The sequence below is a fragment of the Segatella copri genome, from assembly GCF_026015625.1.
GTDB classification, from domain to species: Bacteria; Bacteroidota; Bacteroidia; order Bacteroidales; family Bacteroidaceae; genus Prevotella; species Prevotella copri_H.
The window spans coordinates 1439816-1457092 of record NZ_JAPDVG010000001.1 but is presented as its reverse complement, the minus strand read 5'-3'; the positions used below and the strand labels follow the sequence as shown (position 1 = coordinate 1457092).

Below are 17277 nucleotides of genomic sequence, written 5' to 3'. Positions count from 1 at the left end.
CCTAACCTCCATATTTTGCATTTTTCCGTTAAATAACGTGATAAAATTCTTGGGTTTGCCAACTTTTTATTATCTTTGCTAGCAATTAACAAATTATTGACGTAGCAATAGTCTGGAAAGCTAGAAACTACATAATAACAGTACTAAGATGAAAAGATATAACTTATTGATGCACAAGGTTTTAGGGGGATAATTTTGCTCAGGCAAAGTTAGTCCAATATCATCATGTTCTTATCCGCAGGCGAATATTATCTTATTTTTATATGATAATAGTCGCTTTTTTTATGCTTTCTTCCACCGCCTGTTCTAGCGACGATGAAACAGAAAAATCAGAGGCTTTTGATTACGAAACCACATTTTTAGCCCACGAATGGCAGATTTCAGCCCTTTATCAGCGCGTTGGAAGTATCTTTATCGACGTAAAAGAGGCTCCTTTGTTCTGCAGTTTCACCTCAGATGCGATTTCTTTCTCCGAAACGACGGAAGTGAACCACTTCGACGAAGGCGGTAAAATAACCCAAACTACCACCGAAATCATCCCTTGCGGTCACTACACCTATTTAATAAAGGAGAACAAAATACAGATAGATAATCAGATATTCACCATTACGGACAACAACGGGACCCTCGTTCTGCAGAATGAGGACTGGAAGCTTGTGCTCGTAGAAAAATAAACATATTATGGCTAAGAAACAAGATACAATCAGCATAGGTTTTGAAGAGAAAATATGGAAGGCTGCCGACATTTTGCGAGGCAGTCTCGATGCATCACAGTACAAGGGCGTGGTGCTCGGACTCATCTTCCTGAAATACATCAGCGACCGCTTCGACCAGAAGTTCCAGGAGCTGCAGGGCGACGAATACGCCGACCCGGAAGATAAGGACGAATACACTGCCGAGAACATCTTCTACGTGCCTGCTGAGGCTCGATGGGGCAAGATTAGCGCTGCTGCCCACACACCGCAAATAGGCGTGGTGATAGATGAAGCGCTCATCGCTATTGAGCGTGAGAACGAAAGATTGAAGAGTGTTCTGCCCGGTAATTTTGCCCGTCCGGAACTGCCTAAAAACAAATTAGGTGAAGTCGTAGATCTCTTTACCAACATAGAAATGCATGATGCTGGCGAGGAGAAAGACCTCTTGGGTAGAGCCTATGAATATTGCTTGCAGAAGTTTGCCTCTCAGGAGGGAAAGAACGCTGGTGAGTTCTATACGCCTTCCTGCATTGTCCGCACACTGGTGGAGATTCTTGAGCCTTACGAGGGTAGAGTCTTTGACCCTTGCTGCGGTTCGGGCGGTATGTTTGTGCAGAGTGCCAAGTTTATAGATCGTCACAAGGGGAACCTGCGTAAAATCAGTATCTACGGACAGGAATCGAACCCTGATACTTGGAAGATTGCACAAATGAACCTTGCCATCCATGGTTTGGAAGCGAATCTGGGTAGAGTATATGCAGACAGTTTCTTAGATGACCAGCACCCTACGCTGAAGGCAGATTACATTCTTGCCAATCCTCCTTTCAACCTCAGCGACTGGGGGCAAAGTGCGCTTCAGGAAGACGTGCGCTGGCAGTATGGCTTGCCGCCTGCTGGCAACGCCAACTTTGCGTGGATGCAGCACATGATTCACCATCTGGCTCCAAACGGAAAGATAGGTTTGGTGCTGGCGAATGGTGCGCTTTCGAGTCAGAGTGGCGGCGAGGGACAGATTCGCCAAGCCATCATCGAAGCCGACCTGGTAGAGGGAATCGTGGCTTTGCCTTCGCAGCTGTTCTACAGTACGGGCATTCCTGTAAGTCTTTGGTTTATCAGCCGCAACAAGGCACAGGCGGGCAAGACCGTGTTTATCGACGCTCGCAATCTGGGCACGATGGTTACTCGCAAGCTTCGTGAGCTGATGCCTGATACGGATATTAAGAAAATCTCCGACACCTTCCATGCCTTCCAGCAGGGAACTCTGGAGGATGAAAAGGGTTTCTGTGCCGTATGCACCACCGAGCAGATTGCTGCTCAGGACTTCATCCTGACTCCTGGAAGATACGTAGGAATCGCCGAAGACGAAGGCGACGGAGTGCCTTTCGAGGAGAAAATGACGAATCTCACCGGTGAGCTGAAGCAGCTGTTTGAGGAAAGCAAGAAGCAGGAAGAGGAGATTAGAGTGCAGTTGAAGAAAATTGGATGGGAGGTGTAAAGTATGGAGTGGAAAGAAGTTAAAATTGGTGATTTGGGGCAAATAATAACAGGCAAAACTCCCAAAACAGCAATAAGGGAAAACTGGGGTGGTAAAATCCCATTCCTTTCTCCTTCTGATGATATGTCAAACAAAACATCACCAGTAACAGCAAGAACTCTTACTGAATTAGGCGTTGCTGAAGTTGCTAAATGCCTTATTCCTGCCAATTCCATCTGTGTAAGTTGTATTGGTTCGGATTTAGGTAAAGTAGTAAAGACTGATAGAGAATTAGTGACTAATCAGCAAATAAATACTATTGTTCCTCATTCAAATGTTGATTCAGACTTTGTATATTATTTGATGTGTATTGTAGGCAAAGAGTTGAATTATATTAGTAAAACATCAACTGCAGTACCTATTATAAATAAATCTACATTTTCTGATTGGAATATAGTTATTCCCGAAAAGGTAGACGACCAGCGCCGCATTGCCTCCATCCTTTCTTCTCTCGACCGGAAGATAGAGTTGAACAACAAGATCAATGCTGATTTGGAGGAGATGGCGCAGGCTATTTTCAAGAATTGGTTCGTTGACTTTGAGCCTTTCAAGGATGGTAAGTTCGTGGATAGTGAATTGGGAATGATTCCAGAAGGATGGGAAGTAGGAAGCTATTCTGAAATGATAGACAGTCTGATTTCCGGAGATTGGGGAAAAGAAAACCCTCAAGGAAACTATACGCATGAAGTAGCTTGTGTCAGAGGATGTGATTTCCAAGATATTAATAATGGTGTAAGAGGTAAAACTCCCCAGCGTTATATTTTGGAAAAGAATTATCAAGCCAAGCATCTTAAAGATAAAGATATTCTCGTGGAAATCTCGGGAGGTACTGCTACTGTATCTACAGGAAGAACAAGTCTCGTTACAGAGGAGCTGCTTAAGAAATACAAACATGATATTGTGTGTACGAATTTTTGCAAGGTATTACGTCCTTTGAGTCAATTCAGTTCTTATGTTTATTATTCATGGAAATACAAATATGATAATGACATTATGTTTGGCTACGAGAATGGAACTTCGGGTATAAAGAACTTTGCAATAAAAGATTTCATAGAAAAGGAATCTGTATTGATTCCTAAAGAGCAAGATATTGTGGAGTTTCAGAAGATAATTGATAATTTGCAGAAACAGAAGCAAATAAAGGGTACTGAGAATACAACCCTCTCAACTCTCCGTGACACTCTTCTCCCTCGCTTAATGTCAGGCGAGATAGAAGTCCCGGAATAAGAAGAGCTACGAAAGAAAATAACGAGAAAAAAAATATAAAATATTAACAATATGGCAGACGACAAGAAATTCACCGAAGACGCATACGAGCAGACGCTCATTGCCCTGTTCTGGGACGAACTGGGCTATGCGTACGAATGTGGCTACGACGTGGAGCGCGACTACAAGGAGCCTTTCTATCGTGCCGATTTGGTCGCCTCGATGCGACGGCTTAATCCTGAACTGCCAGCCGATGCAATGGATGAAGGAATCAAGCAAATCACCAATATCAGCATCGGTACTTTAGAACAGAACAACGAGCAGTTTACACTCTGGATGCAAAACGGTCTGGAGGTGGAATTCCTGGAAGATGGCGAAGAACGAACAGCCCTGATGAGGCTCATCGACTTCGACCATCCCGAAAGAAACCTCTTCAAGGTGGTGAACCAGTGGCGTGTGGAAGAGTATAAGAACAAGCGCTGCGACATGGTAGTGATGGTCAACGGATTGCCCCTCGTGGTGGTGGAGCTGAAAAGCGCCATTTCTGAAGATGCATCCATCGAAGATGCCTACAAGCAGATCAAGAACTATCAGCAGAGCATTCCAAGCCTCTTCAGCTACAACGCCTTCAACGTCATCAGCGACATGAGCGAAACTCGTGCCGGAACCATCACCGCCAAGCTAGAACGCTACATGGAATGGAAGACCATAGACGGCTCATACGAGTCAACCCTCTTTGCCGACTATCGCACCTTCTTCCTCGGCATGTTCCAGCAGCAGCGACTGCTCGACATTCTGCAGAACTTCATCTGCTTCGACAAGAACCAGGGCAAATACGCCAAGATTCTTACCGCCTACCACCAATACTACGCCGTGGGCAAAGCCCTGCAGCGCACCCGTACAGCAGTGGAAGGCAACGGAAAAATCGGCGTGTTCTGGCACACGCAGGGTTCGGGCAAGAGCCTCTCCATGGTGTTCTACGCCCACCAGCTGGTGCAGCGACTGCCGGAAGTAACCATCGTGGTGGTAACCGACCGCAAGGACCTCGACAACCAGCTCTTCGGTCAGTTCTGCCGCTGCCAGGACTTCCTTCGTCAGGAACCTCAGAACGCCCAGAGCCGTGAAGACTTGGGCAATCTGCTGCGCAACCGCAAGAGTGGGGGAATCATCTTCACCACCATTCAGAAGTTTGAAGAAGGCGACTCGGCACTCTCCACCCGCCGCAACATCATCGTGATGACCGACGAGGCGCACCGCTCGCAATACGGCGAGGAGCACTGGGACAACAAGAGCCTGACGATGAAGAAGGGATTCAGCCAGAAGATGAGAGAAGCCCTGCCAGGTGCCTCATTTATCGGCTTCACCGGAACGCCTATCAGCGACCGCGACAGAGACACGGAGGAAGTGTTCGGCAACTACATCGACGTTTACGACATGAGTCAGGCGGTGGATGATGGAGCCACCCGTCCGGTCTATTACGAGAGCCGTGTGGTGAACCTGAACCTCGACGAAGACACGATGAAGCTGCTGAACGATGAGTTCGACAACCTGGCCGATGAGGGAGCCACCGAGGAGCAGATCAGGCAGGCAAAACAGGAGCACAGCCGGCTGGAAGTACTCCTGGGCGAAGACGCCACCATCGACACGCTGGTAAAGGACATCATCCAGCACTACGAGCAGAACCGTGCGCAGGAACTCACCGGCAAGGCAATGATCGTGGCGCTGACCCGAAGCATCGCCATCAAAATCTACCGCAAGATGCTGGAGCTTCGCCCCGGGTGGACGGAGAAGGTAAAGGTGGTGATGAGCGGTTCGAACCAGGACCCCGAAGACTGGCAGCCGATTATCGGCAACGAAGCCTACAAGAAGGAACTGGCAAGAAAATTCAAGGACAACGACGATGAGATGAAAATCGCCATCGTAAGAGATATGTGGCTCACGGGCTTCGATGTTCCGTCGCTCGCCACCATGTACGTATATAAGCCGATGAGCGGTCATAACCTGATGCAGGCAATAGCCCGTGTAAACCGTGTGTTCCCGGGCAAGGAAGGCGGACTGATAGTGGATTACGTAGGCATTGCGCAGGCGCTGAAGAGTGCCATGCAGCAGTACACCAACCGTGACCGCCGCCGCTTTGGAGACCCCGACATCGCCAAGACCGCCCTGGTGAAATGGAAGGAAGAGATGGAAATCTGCCGAGACCAGCTTCATGGTTTCGACTATTCCGGCTTCTTCGAACAGGACAACTCGAAGCGGGCACTCGCCATTACGAGCGGAGCCAACTTCCTGAGTTCTCCAGCCATGGTTCAGCGCAAGAAGAATTTCATGGAGCACAGCAATCTGCTTCACAACGCCACCACGCTCTGCCGTTCGCTTCTGGATGAGCAGCAGAAGGCGGAGGTGTGCTACATGGATGCGCTGCGCGTGATGATGCTCAAACTCTCGCAGAAGGGCAAGATCAGCCGCCATGAAATCAACGAGCGCATCGGTGAGCTGCTCCGTCAGAGCGTGAAGACCGACGGAGTCATCAATCTCTTCGGCGACCGCCAGATAGAGTTCTCGCTCTTTGACGACGCCTTCATCCAGGAGGTGAAGAACATGAAGGAGCGCAACCTGGCGGTGGAACTGCTCACCAAACTGATGAAAGAGAAAATCAAGCAGCAGCAGAAGACCAACGTGGTTCAGAGCGACCTCTTCTCCGACATGCTCAGCCAGAGTCTCTCCAACTATCTGAAGGGCTTGCTCACCAACGAGGAAGTGATAGAGGAGCTGTTGAAGATGGCTCAGCAGATGAAGCAGGCAGAGGCAGAGGGCAACGACCTGGGACTTTCGCCCGAGGAGAAAGCATTCTATGATGCGCTCTCCACGCCCGAAGGAGTGCGGCAGGCTTACTCCGACGAGGAGTTTGTGGCGCTGACCCGGGAACTGACGGAGGTGTTGCACCGCAACCGCACCATCGACTGGAACCGGAAGGAATCAGCCAGGGCGAAGATGCGAGTGATGGTGAAGCGACTGCTCAAAAAGTATAAGTATCCACCAGAGGGTGCAGAAAAGGCGCTGGAAACCGTGATGCGCCAATGCGACCACTGGGCGGATGATGAAGAAAACGTAGTATAAACCCTTTAAAATTTGAAGTAAGAAACAGAAAGTAAACAAGAGAAAATAACATATAGATATTGACGCTGATTATCTGCACTTCTACAGTATTTAGAACCTGCAAAATTCAAAAACGACAAGAAGAAGGTGACAGCAAGGCGTCCACTCCTCTACGGCGTGGGCAGTACTTGTTTGTACCTTGTCGTAGGTTCTTGCAGGTACCTTAATACTGGTACTTACAGGGAACCCCACGCCGCTTATTTAAACAACATAACAAACAAACCTAGAAAAGTAATATGCAGACAGAGGAACAAGATGAGCAACTGACATTGCTGGAAGATAAAGCCGCCCGATTCAAATTCAGCTTTCGCCTTTTGGGCAAAGAAGAAGTGGAAACAAACAAAGAGGAAGTAATAACAGCCTGGAAACTAATCTTGCGTAATTATGTGAGAGATATTTTCGATTTACTGAATTTGTTGAAAGAAAATATTGCATGGTCTTTGCTGGATGATAAGAAAGAGCGATTCTATCAGGTTAAGATAGAATTGGAACCTATGCTTACCAACTATAAAGACTATGAAGGAGAAGAAATGCGCAAAATGATCAATGACATCATCCTCATGCTTGATGAGGGATTTCATGGTTTCAGGCAATCCTTCATCAGTGAAACCTATTACGAAGACCTGTTCCGGAAGGTACTGAAACGTTATCGTGAGGAAAATGAGGAGAGATTGGAGCTAATCTACATGCAGGACAGCCAGGATGAAGCGCTTATCTATCCTGATGCTACCCAGCTGAAGAATACCATTGTCGTAGAACGGGCTAATATTCTTTTCGCTTGCCGATTCGGACAGGTATTTCACAACAATGGCAGGAATATCAAACTGATTGTTGCTTATATTCTGGAACAGAAAGAACAGACCTACAACGATATTTACGATTTTCTCGATAAGTATCTTTCTTATCAGATTGCCAAGGAGCATAGCAGATTGAAGGTTGAAGCCGTATTCAAGAACATCGCATTCAAGGAGAATGTGGATGTAGACAAGCTGATGCTTAAACTTAAAGACTTAATCGAAGACAAAACGCTCAACGCCCAGAAACATTGGTTTATTGTTTATAAGGTTTTCTTTAACAAGAATTGGCTGAAGAAGTCAACTCAGCGTCTTTTCATTGACCAGATCAATTCTGCATTCAGTACCTTACTAAAATGTTCTACGGCCGATTTTCATGAGATAAATTCTTATTTCAAGCAAAATGACTATAATGAATGGACACTTGCTGATTGTGATGCGCCACAATGTTGTGACATTTACAGAGAGATTGCTGACAAGTTGGATGATGAATTTCAAGACGCCAAGTATGCTAAGCCGGGAACGGTGATAAATACAAAAAGAGTGGAAAAGTTCAGATAGTATCCCCCAATAGTATCCCCTAAAAATATAAACTATATCCCCCACATCCCCCAAACGGATTCGTGGAGGATTTTTTTTGCTTTTACGTTTGGAAATCATTATATCTTTGCAGCGTCGAAGAAACAAGACAACGCTGAAATGGTTTGGTGCTCTTGAAACCTCTTCGTACAATTATATAATATGTATACTCAGATTATGAGAGTGGTGCAGCAGGGCGAGACCTTCGCTGTGCAGAGTCAGAAAAGTGAGAACGGACAGATGATGAAATGCAACATCGTTCTCCAGGAGATGGGCGGCAAGTATGAGAACCAGTACGCTGCGGCAATGTTGGGCAATATGGCTCAGTGTAAGTATGCGGCTGGCGAGCTAGTGGCGGTAACGCTCCGGTTCACTACCCATGAGCACAATGGTCAGGTTTATCAGGATATCCTGGTTACGGACATTGAAAAAGTAAAAGGGTAAAAAAGTAAAAAGGTAAAAAGGGAGGCTTCGCTTGGAGACTTATTGCGGAGATTCTTAGTTATTTACTGAGTTGAAACTGAGGAGGATTTTCCATGGTAAAGCGCGCAACAATCCGGATGTTTCTTCTCCTAAAATTCAATTCAGATTATGGTTAAGAAAGTAAACAAGGTTCAGAACAATACTCAGAATAATGTTCAGAACCAGCAGGTGAATAATAATGACTGCCAGCATGTGCAGTTGGGTGGAATGGCTTACTATGATGCTAAGCAGTATTTCCTCTTCAGTCCTCAGGAATCGGGGGTGAACAAGGTTCCTCGATTCCGTTCGATGGGCGTGGCTCAGCAAATGCCTGACGGAACATTTGATTTCGTGGTTCAGCACCGCCTCAGAACTCAGTCGGAACTGATTAAGAAACTGGCGCATGGTCGTGTGAGCAAGACCAAGGACGGTGCTGTTCAGCTTACCTTGAAGGTGTTCTGTCATGAGGGAATCAACATCTCCCAAACGCTGGCTGTTGAGGCTGAAGAAGGGGCTGAGGCGGTAGTGGATTACCAACTGAAACATTAGGATTTTGTATTCAACTTAAAACGATAAGTAGAAACAGATAGATGAGTTGTTATTTAATAAAGGTGGAGAACGGACACAAGGTTGCCCGCTCCATCACCTCGGAAGAGGAGTATAAGCAGCTGCGTGGAAGCAATGAGCAGAAGGCGAATCTTCGTCTGGCTCGTGCCGGAAACGATGCTGCGAAACGGAGACTGGTGCAGTTTAATTATTCCGGCCATTATCCGCAAGGGGTGGTGAAGGGAATGAAACTGCCAAGCGGTGCTTTCGGGTTTGATATGGATGAGCCGGAGGCTTTTGCCAAGGCTGCCAAGCTGCTGCTGAAAGAACCGGACAAGTACGGACTGCTGATGCTGGAACGTAGTGCAAGACAGGGCGGACATGCGGTTTTTGAACGCGAAAAGGGCAAGACGGTTCTGGAGAATCAGGTACGAATTGCTACGATGCTCAAGTGCGAAATGGATACTTCGGCTCACGACATTAACAGGGTTTATTTCACTACCACATCGGATGGCGAAGATTTGCTCTTCCTTTCGCCACGACTCTTCAAGGATGAATACGATGAGGCTGCCGTGGCAGCTGAAGGGAAAGTCCTGGAAGAGCGTGAAAGATACGGACAGGAGGAACTGCCGGAAGGGGCGCACAAGGCAAACAAGCATTATGAGCCCTGGAAGGAAGAATTCAAGAAGGATTCTCAAGGGGTTTTTAAGGGTCAGGAATTTAAGAATTCGAGAATTTCTACTTCTGCTGCTTCATCCGCTTCTGCTTCATCCGCTTCGACTCCCTCCGTCTCTCAGGACAATTATCTCGGGATTCCTTATGGAGAAATCATTAAGAAGTGGTGGCAACTGTATAATGATGGGCAGGAGCCGATGCGCTCTAACCGCAATACGCTGACCTTTGAGCTGGCTGTGAACCTGCGCCACATCTGTGGTTTTGACCGCAATCTGCTGGCTCAGATTATTCCCTGCTACGATGGGTTTCCAGAACAGGAAAAGATGGCTTGCATCAACTCGGCACTGAACGAGAAAATCACGCAAATGCCTAAGCGACTGAAGGATGTGCTCTCTGCCATCCGTCAGGAACGAATGAAGCAGGGAAATGCGGGTGGTGGTTCGGCGGCTGACAATGAGGCGCTGGTCAATGCGCTGGACGAGGCTAACGCTAAGGACGATCTGTTCTATTATAATGCGCTGCCTAAGTTGCCGCAAGGCATTCGTGACTCTATCAGCGCAGTGGGTCCGGCACTGGCACTGCCTGTAATCACAGCCATCTGTCCTGCCATCGGAATGCTCGCAACGGGCGTGAAGGTTTCCGTTCACGGCAAGATGAACTCGCTGAACCTCATCTCCTACATCGCCGGAGATTTTGCATCTGGCAAGGGTAGTATTGACCCCGTGATTGACGCATGGACTTCGGAAGTGAAGGAAATGGACAAAATGTATCAGCAGAAGGAGGATGAATGGCGAGCCAAGAAACGTGCAGCCAAGAACAAAAAGGAGCAGCCGGAAGAGCCGAAACTGCCTGTAAGATGCTTGACACTGAACAATACGGTGGCAAATCTGGCTGAACGACTGGCTAACACAGAAGGCAAGCACGCCTTCTCGTTTACTCCGGAAGCAGACACCGTAGCGCAGAAGTGGAAATCGGCAATGAGCGACTTTTCAGTCATGTTGAGACAGGCTTACGACGGAACAAGCTATGAGCGTGAAGCAAGAAGTGCGGATGCAGTGAATGTTCATATAGACAGACTGTTATGGAACGTGGTGATGTGTGGAACGCCTGATGCGCTCTATCGAGTGGTAAGCAATTATACGGATGGCTTCCAAAGCCGTATCATCGTGGCAAAAACGCCCGATAATACCTTCACTCCACTTTCTGACAACATGTATGTAATGAACGAACGTCAGCGCGACCGCATCATTCAGATTGCTCATCTGCTGCCGCTGATGTTGGGTGAGGTAGTGCTGCCGAAGCTGGAGGAAAAGGGTAGAAAATGGCTGGAACAGATAAGACTGGAAACGATGAAAAATGACGACAAGGTGAAAGCCCGCCAGCGTTTCCGTATCTGTCCAACCACGATGAGAATGATGACCTGCATCATGCTCTGCAAGGTTCTGGAAACGCTGATTCAGAAGCATGGTTTCAATGGAGCCGAGAAACAGCTGAAGGAGTCGCCTGATTTGTGGAAGGGAATGCTCGTAAAGACGCAGACACCAACCATGCTGAATGTCTTTGATGTACTGGCTGACTATCAGCTGGATAATGCACTTTACTTCTTCCGTAATCGTATTGAAGAGGCTTTCTCATCAAAGGATTATTGCTGCCAATCTGCTTGGGACCGTTGTCGTCGGGGTAAGAATGATTCCATCTTCGAACGTTTGGACGTAACCTTCACCTTCGAACAGGCAGAGCAGCAGAGCGTTGCTGTTAAGGGGGCAAGTGCCACTCATGAATCAGTGAAACAGATGCTGAAAAACTGGAAACGCCAGGGCTTAATCAGCGTATTGCCAGACAGACATTATCAGAAAGTTTCGCCTACCATATAATTTTGGGGGGTTATTAAGGGTCAAGGTCACTAAGTGTCATCAAGTTTTTCGGTGCTTAAATCAGGCTTAATGGCCGGCCTTGACCCAATTATTCATTATTAATTGTAAATTATCATGAACATCAATATATTCCGCCGTCGCTTCACTCCATGGAGTGTGGATGGCACAATGGTTATAGGTGGCAAGATTTTCTGCGACACCTTAGAACGTCCTAACCGTCATTTGCCAGCAGGACGTTATAAGATTTCTCTCATTCCTACCAAGCAAAAGAAGGTGTCGGAGACAAAGAAGAAAAATAAGTATGAAAGAGGAAAATATGAAATTGTTATCAAGCCTGTTATTCTGTTAAGATCCCATTACGTGCCTCGTACTGTTAGGCGCAGAGCTCGCTTTGTGCCTGGCAACGGTCCGCTACGTCTGAGAAACAAGAGTATCATTCTGGGCAAGTCTCATTATACCGGAATCGTTACGCAATCAGAAGAATGCTATAATGAATTTTGCCAGTTGTTGAATGAGGAATTCAAGAGGATGAAGAAAAAGCATCTACCGTGCAGAATCAATCTGTTTATCAGGGATTGGGGTGTTGACGAAATCCCCCTTAATTATCTGCTTATTTTTCAATAATTAATATTCAATATCATGCGTAAGATAAAGGAAATCATCATTCATTGCAGTGCGACCAAGGAAGGTCGCAACTTCACCGTAGCGGATATTGACCGCTGGCACCGGGAGCGCGGAATGCGCTGCATAGGTTATCATTTCGTGATTTATCGTGACGGCAGCATTCATGTAGGTCGTGCGATAGAGGAGGTCGGCGCCCATTGCAAGGGCCATAATTCCATCAGTATAGGCATTTGCTACATCGGCGGCTTATCAAAGAAAGGTAAGCCGAAGGATACAAGAACCCGAGACCAGAAAGCGGCAATGCGCTCGCTCATCGAGCAGCTGAAGGAGGAATATCCATTAGCCACGATTCATGGTCATAATGAATTTGCCAACAAAGCCTGTCCCTGCTTTAATGTAAAGAAGGAGTGGGGGAAGGAGTAAACACAAAAATAGCGGATCTGTCACAGACCCGCTATTTCCTATAATTTAAAATTTTTAAACAATGTTTATTGTTAATTTTCTTGCCTTATACAATGCCCTGAGCCATCATAGCCTTAGCTACCTTCAGGAAGCCGGCTACGTTTGCACCCTTTACGTAATTTACGTAACCGTCTGGCTCAGTACCATACTTCACGCAGTTAGCGTGAATATCGTTCATGATGTCGTGGAGCTTAGCATCAACCTCCTCACGAGACCACTTCAGACGCTCAGAGTTCTGGCTCATCTCAAGACCTGATACAGCAACACCACCTGCGTTGGCTGCCTTACCTGGAGAGTAGAGAATCTTAGCATCCTGGAATACCTTGATAGCCTCTGGAGTAGTAGGCATGTTGGCACCCTCGCTTACTGCGATTACGCCGTTGGCGATGAGAGCCTTGGCTGCCTCCTCGTTGATTTCGTTCTGAGTAGCTGATGGGAGAGCGATGTCTGCCTTCTCAAACCAAGGCTTAGCACCTGCAACATATTTTACACCATACTTCTCTGCATACTCCTTGATACGACCACGCTCTACGTTCTTGAGCTCCATGATGTAATCGAGCTTCTCGCGGTCGATTCCGTCTGGGTCGTAGATGTAACCATCTGAATCTGAACATGTAACTGGCTTAGCACCCAACTGGAGCAACTTCTCCATAGTGTACTGGGCTACATTACCTGAACCTGAAACCAAAACAGTCTTGCCCTTGATGTCAATACCCTTGGTAGCGAGCATGTTGCAGAGGAAGTATACGTTACCGTAACCTGTAGCCTCAGGACGAATCAATGAACCACCGAACTCCTGACCCTTACCGGTCAAGACGCCCTGGAACTGGTGTGTCAACTTCTTGTACATTCCGAAGAGGTAACCTACCTCACGGCCACCTACACCGATGTCACCAGCTGGAACATCCTCGTCTGGACCCATGTGACGGTAAAGCTCTGTCATGAAAGCCTGGCAGAAACGCATCACCTCGTTGTTGCTCTTGCCACGTGGAGAGAAGTCGGAACCACCCTTAGCACCACCCATTGGGAGAGTAGTAAGAGAGTTCTTGAATGTCTGCTCGAAAGCCAAGAACTTCAAAATACCCAAGTTTACAGACTTGTGGTAGCGAAGACCTCCCTTGTAAGGGCCAATCGCGTTGTTGTGCTGAACGCGGTAACCCATGTTAGTCTGTACGTTGCCCTTATCATCTACCCAAGATACGCGGAACTGGATGATGCGGTCTGGAATGCAGAGACGCTCGATGAGGTTTGCTTTCTCAAACTCTGGGTGCTTGTTGTATTCTTCCTCGATAGTACCGAGAACCTGACTAACTGCCTGAATGTACTCAGGCTCATTTGGGAATCTTCTTTGGAGATTCGCGATTACTTCAGATGCTTTCATAATCTTTAATCTTTTATTGTGTTTAAATTCTTATTTTTTATTTCTGCTTGCAAAGATACATGTTTTTCTTGAAAACACCAACAAAAAGAAAGAAAAAATGCAGAAAAAGTAGAAAAAAGTCATTTTTTAACATTTTTAGCCACGTTTTGTAGCGCATTTGTGTACGCACACCTTATTATATAAGAGACGTTTTTTCCGGGGTTTAAGCCTTTATCTCTGTTTTAGGGAATCTTGCATTCTGGCGACTTCTGTTTATCTATCCTGTGCCATAGGGCATAAATGAGCAGGATGATAGCGTAGAGACCGATTACCTGAGGCAGACTGATTCTTACGTTTTCGATGCTTGCTCCGGGCAGCATGCTGATCAGTTTTATGGCTGTATTCAAAAACTGGGTGATGCTGGTCAGGGCGCCTGATGTAAGGCTGATGAGTGGGGCGACAACCGGTGCTATGGGCGCCCATAACGTGAGTGGGGAGAACAGAATTAAGGCTGCTCCAAGATATAGGATGAGGGTTGCTGCGGGAATGGCGATGTAATTGGTGAGAAGTGAATAGCACGATATTCTGCCGAAGGTGTAGACGATGACCGGAAGGGTTCCTATCTGGGCTGCCAGTGAAACGCAAAGGAGTCCCCATGCCCAACGGATGAAACGGCTGCGGATGGGGAGAAGGGAGTAAAGGGGTGAGAAGAACAGCAGAATGGAGGCTACGGCAAGGAACGAAAGCTGGAAACTCAACTCGAAAAGATAGAGCGGACTGATGAAGAGTATCAATATATAAGCTGAGGCTAAGGTGTTGAGCGGCAGGCCGGTACGATGAAAAGCTAAACTTAAGCTGTAGGCTGAAAGCATGATGGCTGAACGGACTGCACTTGCCGGCAATCCTATGAGAAAAACGTAGGTCCAGATGGAGATGAGGGACAGGATGATGGTGTAAACTGAGTACTTTCTGCCGCCTAGCAGAAAGATGAAAAGCTGGAAGATAATGCCTATATGAAGTCCGCTTACTGCCAGGATGTGACTGGCTCCGGAAATGGAGTAACTGTTTCGGGTGTTCGAGTCGAGTGCGCTCTTGTCGCCCAGCGCCATGGCTGCGATGACTGCATAGTCTTGCTGTTTTACGTGAAGGGAAACCAGTTTGCTTTCAATATTGCTTTTATAGCGTTCGGTATTGATTTTTGCCCGTGTGAGGTAAGACAGTTCCTGCCAGTTTTTCAGTTGTGTAGAGGTTTGGGAATCAGCTATTTGCTTACAGGTAAGAAAAGCCCCAAGGCTCAGGATGCATAAATGAATCATCACGCATTGGGAGAAGATGAGAAACTGGTGGCTCCTGCTGAAGTAAGCTTTTTTGCTTAAGAACTCAGTAAGGAAAAAGATGATGCTGCCAAGGGCGCATGAAATGATGGAGATGATGAGCCAGAAGCGCATGTTGAAATCATCATAGCCCCATTTGGCTATGATGATTCCGATCGTCAGTGTGAGGCTGATGGTCATGAGCGGGGTGAGGGATAGCTCTTTCATCATTCCTCTTTCCTTTTTAAAAGATAATTTATTTCCTATTTCTTGAATCCGAAGATGCGCTTGATGAATGTCTTCACAGCGTTTTCTTTCTTCTGTGGATTTACGATAGGGGTGTGCTTGCGTGCAGCCGGCTTGTCGCCCTTTTTCTGGGCTACGCCTCTGCCACGGCCGTTGCTGCCTGGACGAACATTGTTCTCGGTGCCTGGGCGCTGCTGGTTGCTGTTATTGCTGTTATTGCGGCGCTTCTGGCTGTTGCTGTTCTTTGGCTGCTCGCCTGGCTGGGCTGGCTTTCTATTCTGCTGCTTTGCGTTCTGCTGCCTGTTGCCCTGCTGTGGCTGCTGCTTTGCGTTCTGCTGCTTGTTGCCCTGCTGAGGCTGCTGCTTTGCGTTCTGCTGCTTGTTGCCTTGCTGAGGCTGCTGTTCGTTGCTGCGTGGCGCTTTTTCCTGACGCTCGTTTGGCTTGTTTGGCTTGCGCTTGTGAGAAGTCTGGTCGCGGTCTTTCTGTCGGCGGTTCTTGGCGCTGTTCTTTCCGGCCTCGCCGTTTCCGCCGTTACCGCGTCTGTTGTTTCTTCCGTTTGCGCCTTTCTTCTTCGGCTTGTTAAGCTTGATGTATTCAGGACCTTCGCCGCATCCTTCAGGGAGAGGCATCTTGTCTACCACCTTCTCCAGGAACTTCTCTATCTGCTGGAACCAGTACTGGTCTTCTTCGCTCACGAAGGTGATGGCTCTACCATCGCGGTTGGCACGGGCTGTACGGCCGATGCGGTGAACGTAATCTTCTGTATCGTGAGGAACATCGTAATTGATGACCATCTCAATATCATCGATGTCGATTCCGCGTGCCACAATGTCGGTAGCTACGAGAACATCATAGTGTCCGCTCTTGAACTTGAACATCACATCGTCGCGTTCAGCCTGTTCCAGGTCGCTGTGCATGGCTCCGCAGTTTACTCCAATCTGCTGGAGGGAAGCTGCGAGTTGCTTCACCTTGAATTTGCTGCCGCTGAAGACGATGACACGCTTCAGGTCGCCCGCCTTGAAGATGTCCTTGATGATGGTCATCTTCTGGGTTTCGTAGCATACGTATGCTTCCTGCTTGATTTTCTCGGCTGGCTTGCTGACGGCAAGTTTGATTTCTACCGGATTCTTGAGCAGGGTCTTAGCCAGTTCTTCTATCTTCTCAGGCATGGTTGCCGAGAACATGATGGTCTGGCAGGTCTTTGGCAGTTTTGCCGCGATGGTCTTGATGTCGTCAGAGAAACCCATGTCGAGCATGCGGTCGGCCTCGTCGAGAATGAAGAAGCTTACCTTGCTGAGGTCTACATTGCCCAGGGAGATATGGGAGATGAGACGGCCCGGGGTGGCGATGACTACATCGGCGCCCATGCGGAGGCTGCGCAACTCCTGATCGTAACGGTTGCCGTCGTTGCCGCCGTATACGGCTACGCTGCTCACGCCCTGCAGGTAATAGCCGAAGCCTTGCATCGCCTGATCTATCTGCTGGGCGAGTTCGCGGGTTGGTGACATGATGACGCAGTTGATGGCGTCTTTAGGATAACCGCCGTCATCGAGCTTGCTCAATACTGGGAGCAGATAGGCTGCGGTTTTGCCGGTTCCGGTCTGGGCTACACCCAAGACATCGTGACCTTCTAATATCTCTGGAATGCACTTTTCCTGTACTGGAGTGCATGTGTCGAAGCGCATGTCGTATAATGCGTCGAGCACGTTGTCGTTTAAATCTAATTCGTCGAAATACATTTTTTTTTAATG

The 17277-nt window shown here is 47.6% G+C and carries 13 protein-coding genes; 10 read left to right on the top strand and 3 right to left on the bottom strand.

What is annotated here, in order from left to right; all coding sequences use genetic code 11:
- The first annotated feature begins 284 nt into the window (after positions 1 to 284).
- The 10 genes from ONT19_RS06580 (at position 285) to ONT19_RS06535 (ending at position 12568) form a co-directional block, all read left to right on the top strand.
- A complete protein-coding gene (locus ONT19_RS06580; protein ID WP_264952885.1) occupies positions 285 to 674 on the top strand; it encodes a lipocalin family protein in 390 nt (129 codons plus the stop codon).
- A gap of 7 nt (positions 675 to 681) precedes the next feature.
- Entirely contained in the window at positions 682 to 2190 is a 1509-nt protein-coding gene (locus ONT19_RS06575; protein ID WP_264952886.1) for a type I restriction-modification system subunit M, read from the top strand.
- A gap of 3 nt (positions 2191 to 2193) precedes the next feature.
- Complete coding sequence (locus ONT19_RS06570; protein ID WP_264952887.1) at positions 2194 to 3456, top strand: restriction endonuclease subunit S; 1263 nt, start codon at positions 2194 to 2196, stop codon at positions 3454 to 3456.
- A gap of 51 nt (positions 3457 to 3507) precedes the next feature.
- Complete coding sequence (locus ONT19_RS06565) at positions 3508 to 6552, top strand: type I restriction endonuclease subunit R (RefSeq protein WP_264952888.1); 3045 nt, start codon at positions 3508 to 3510, stop codon at positions 6550 to 6552.
- A gap of 275 nt (positions 6553 to 6827) precedes the next feature.
- Positions 6828 to 7946, top strand: coding sequence for a hypothetical protein (locus ONT19_RS06560; RefSeq protein ID WP_264952889.1), 1119 nt, complete (start codon positions 6828 to 6830; stop codon positions 7944 to 7946).
- 180 nt (positions 7947 to 8126) lie between these two features.
- Positions 8127 to 8408, top strand: coding sequence for a DUF3127 domain-containing protein (locus tag ONT19_RS06555; protein ID WP_119235967.1), 282 nt, complete (start codon positions 8127 to 8129; stop codon positions 8406 to 8408).
- 147 nt (positions 8409 to 8555) lie between these two features.
- Entirely contained in the window at positions 8556 to 8975 is a 420-nt protein-coding gene (locus tag ONT19_RS06550) for a hypothetical protein (protein ID WP_264952890.1), read from the top strand.
- A 41-nt stretch (positions 8976 to 9016) separates the two neighbouring features.
- A complete protein-coding gene (locus ONT19_RS06545) occupies positions 9017 to 11521 on the top strand; it encodes a YfjI family protein (RefSeq protein ID WP_264952891.1) in 2505 nt (834 codons plus the stop codon).
- Between the two features lie 114 nt (positions 11522 to 11635).
- Positions 11636 to 12145 (top strand): DUF5675 family protein, encoded by a 510-nt coding sequence (locus ONT19_RS06540; RefSeq protein WP_153083742.1) that lies wholly within the window; start codon positions 11636 to 11638, stop codon positions 12143 to 12145.
- A 15-nt stretch (positions 12146 to 12160) separates the two neighbouring features.
- Complete coding sequence (locus ONT19_RS06535) at positions 12161 to 12568, top strand: N-acetylmuramoyl-L-alanine amidase (protein ID WP_153092939.1); 408 nt, start codon at positions 12161 to 12163, stop codon at positions 12566 to 12568.
- An 85-nt stretch (positions 12569 to 12653) separates the two neighbouring features.
- Here ONT19_RS06535 and ONT19_RS06530 read toward each other — a convergent pair whose 3' ends face one another.
- The 3 genes from ONT19_RS06530 to ONT19_RS06520 all read right to left on the bottom strand — a co-directional run bounded on the left by ONT19_RS06530 (position 12654) and on the right by ONT19_RS06520 (position 17265).
- Entirely contained in the window at positions 12654 to 13988 is a 1335-nt protein-coding gene (locus ONT19_RS06530; protein ID WP_117695201.1) for an NADP-specific glutamate dehydrogenase, read from the bottom strand.
- A gap of 221 nt (positions 13989 to 14209) precedes the next feature.
- Positions 14210 to 15511: a ComEC/Rec2 family competence protein gene (locus tag ONT19_RS06525; RefSeq protein ID WP_264952892.1), complete on the bottom strand. Its 1302-nt coding sequence runs from the start codon at positions 15509 to 15511 to the stop codon at positions 14210 to 14212.
- A 32-nt stretch (positions 15512 to 15543) separates the two neighbouring features.
- Positions 15544 to 17265, bottom strand: coding sequence for a DEAD/DEAH box helicase (locus ONT19_RS06520; RefSeq protein WP_264952893.1), 1722 nt, complete (start codon positions 17263 to 17265; stop codon positions 15544 to 15546).
- Positions 17266 to 17277: the final 12 nt, after the last annotated feature.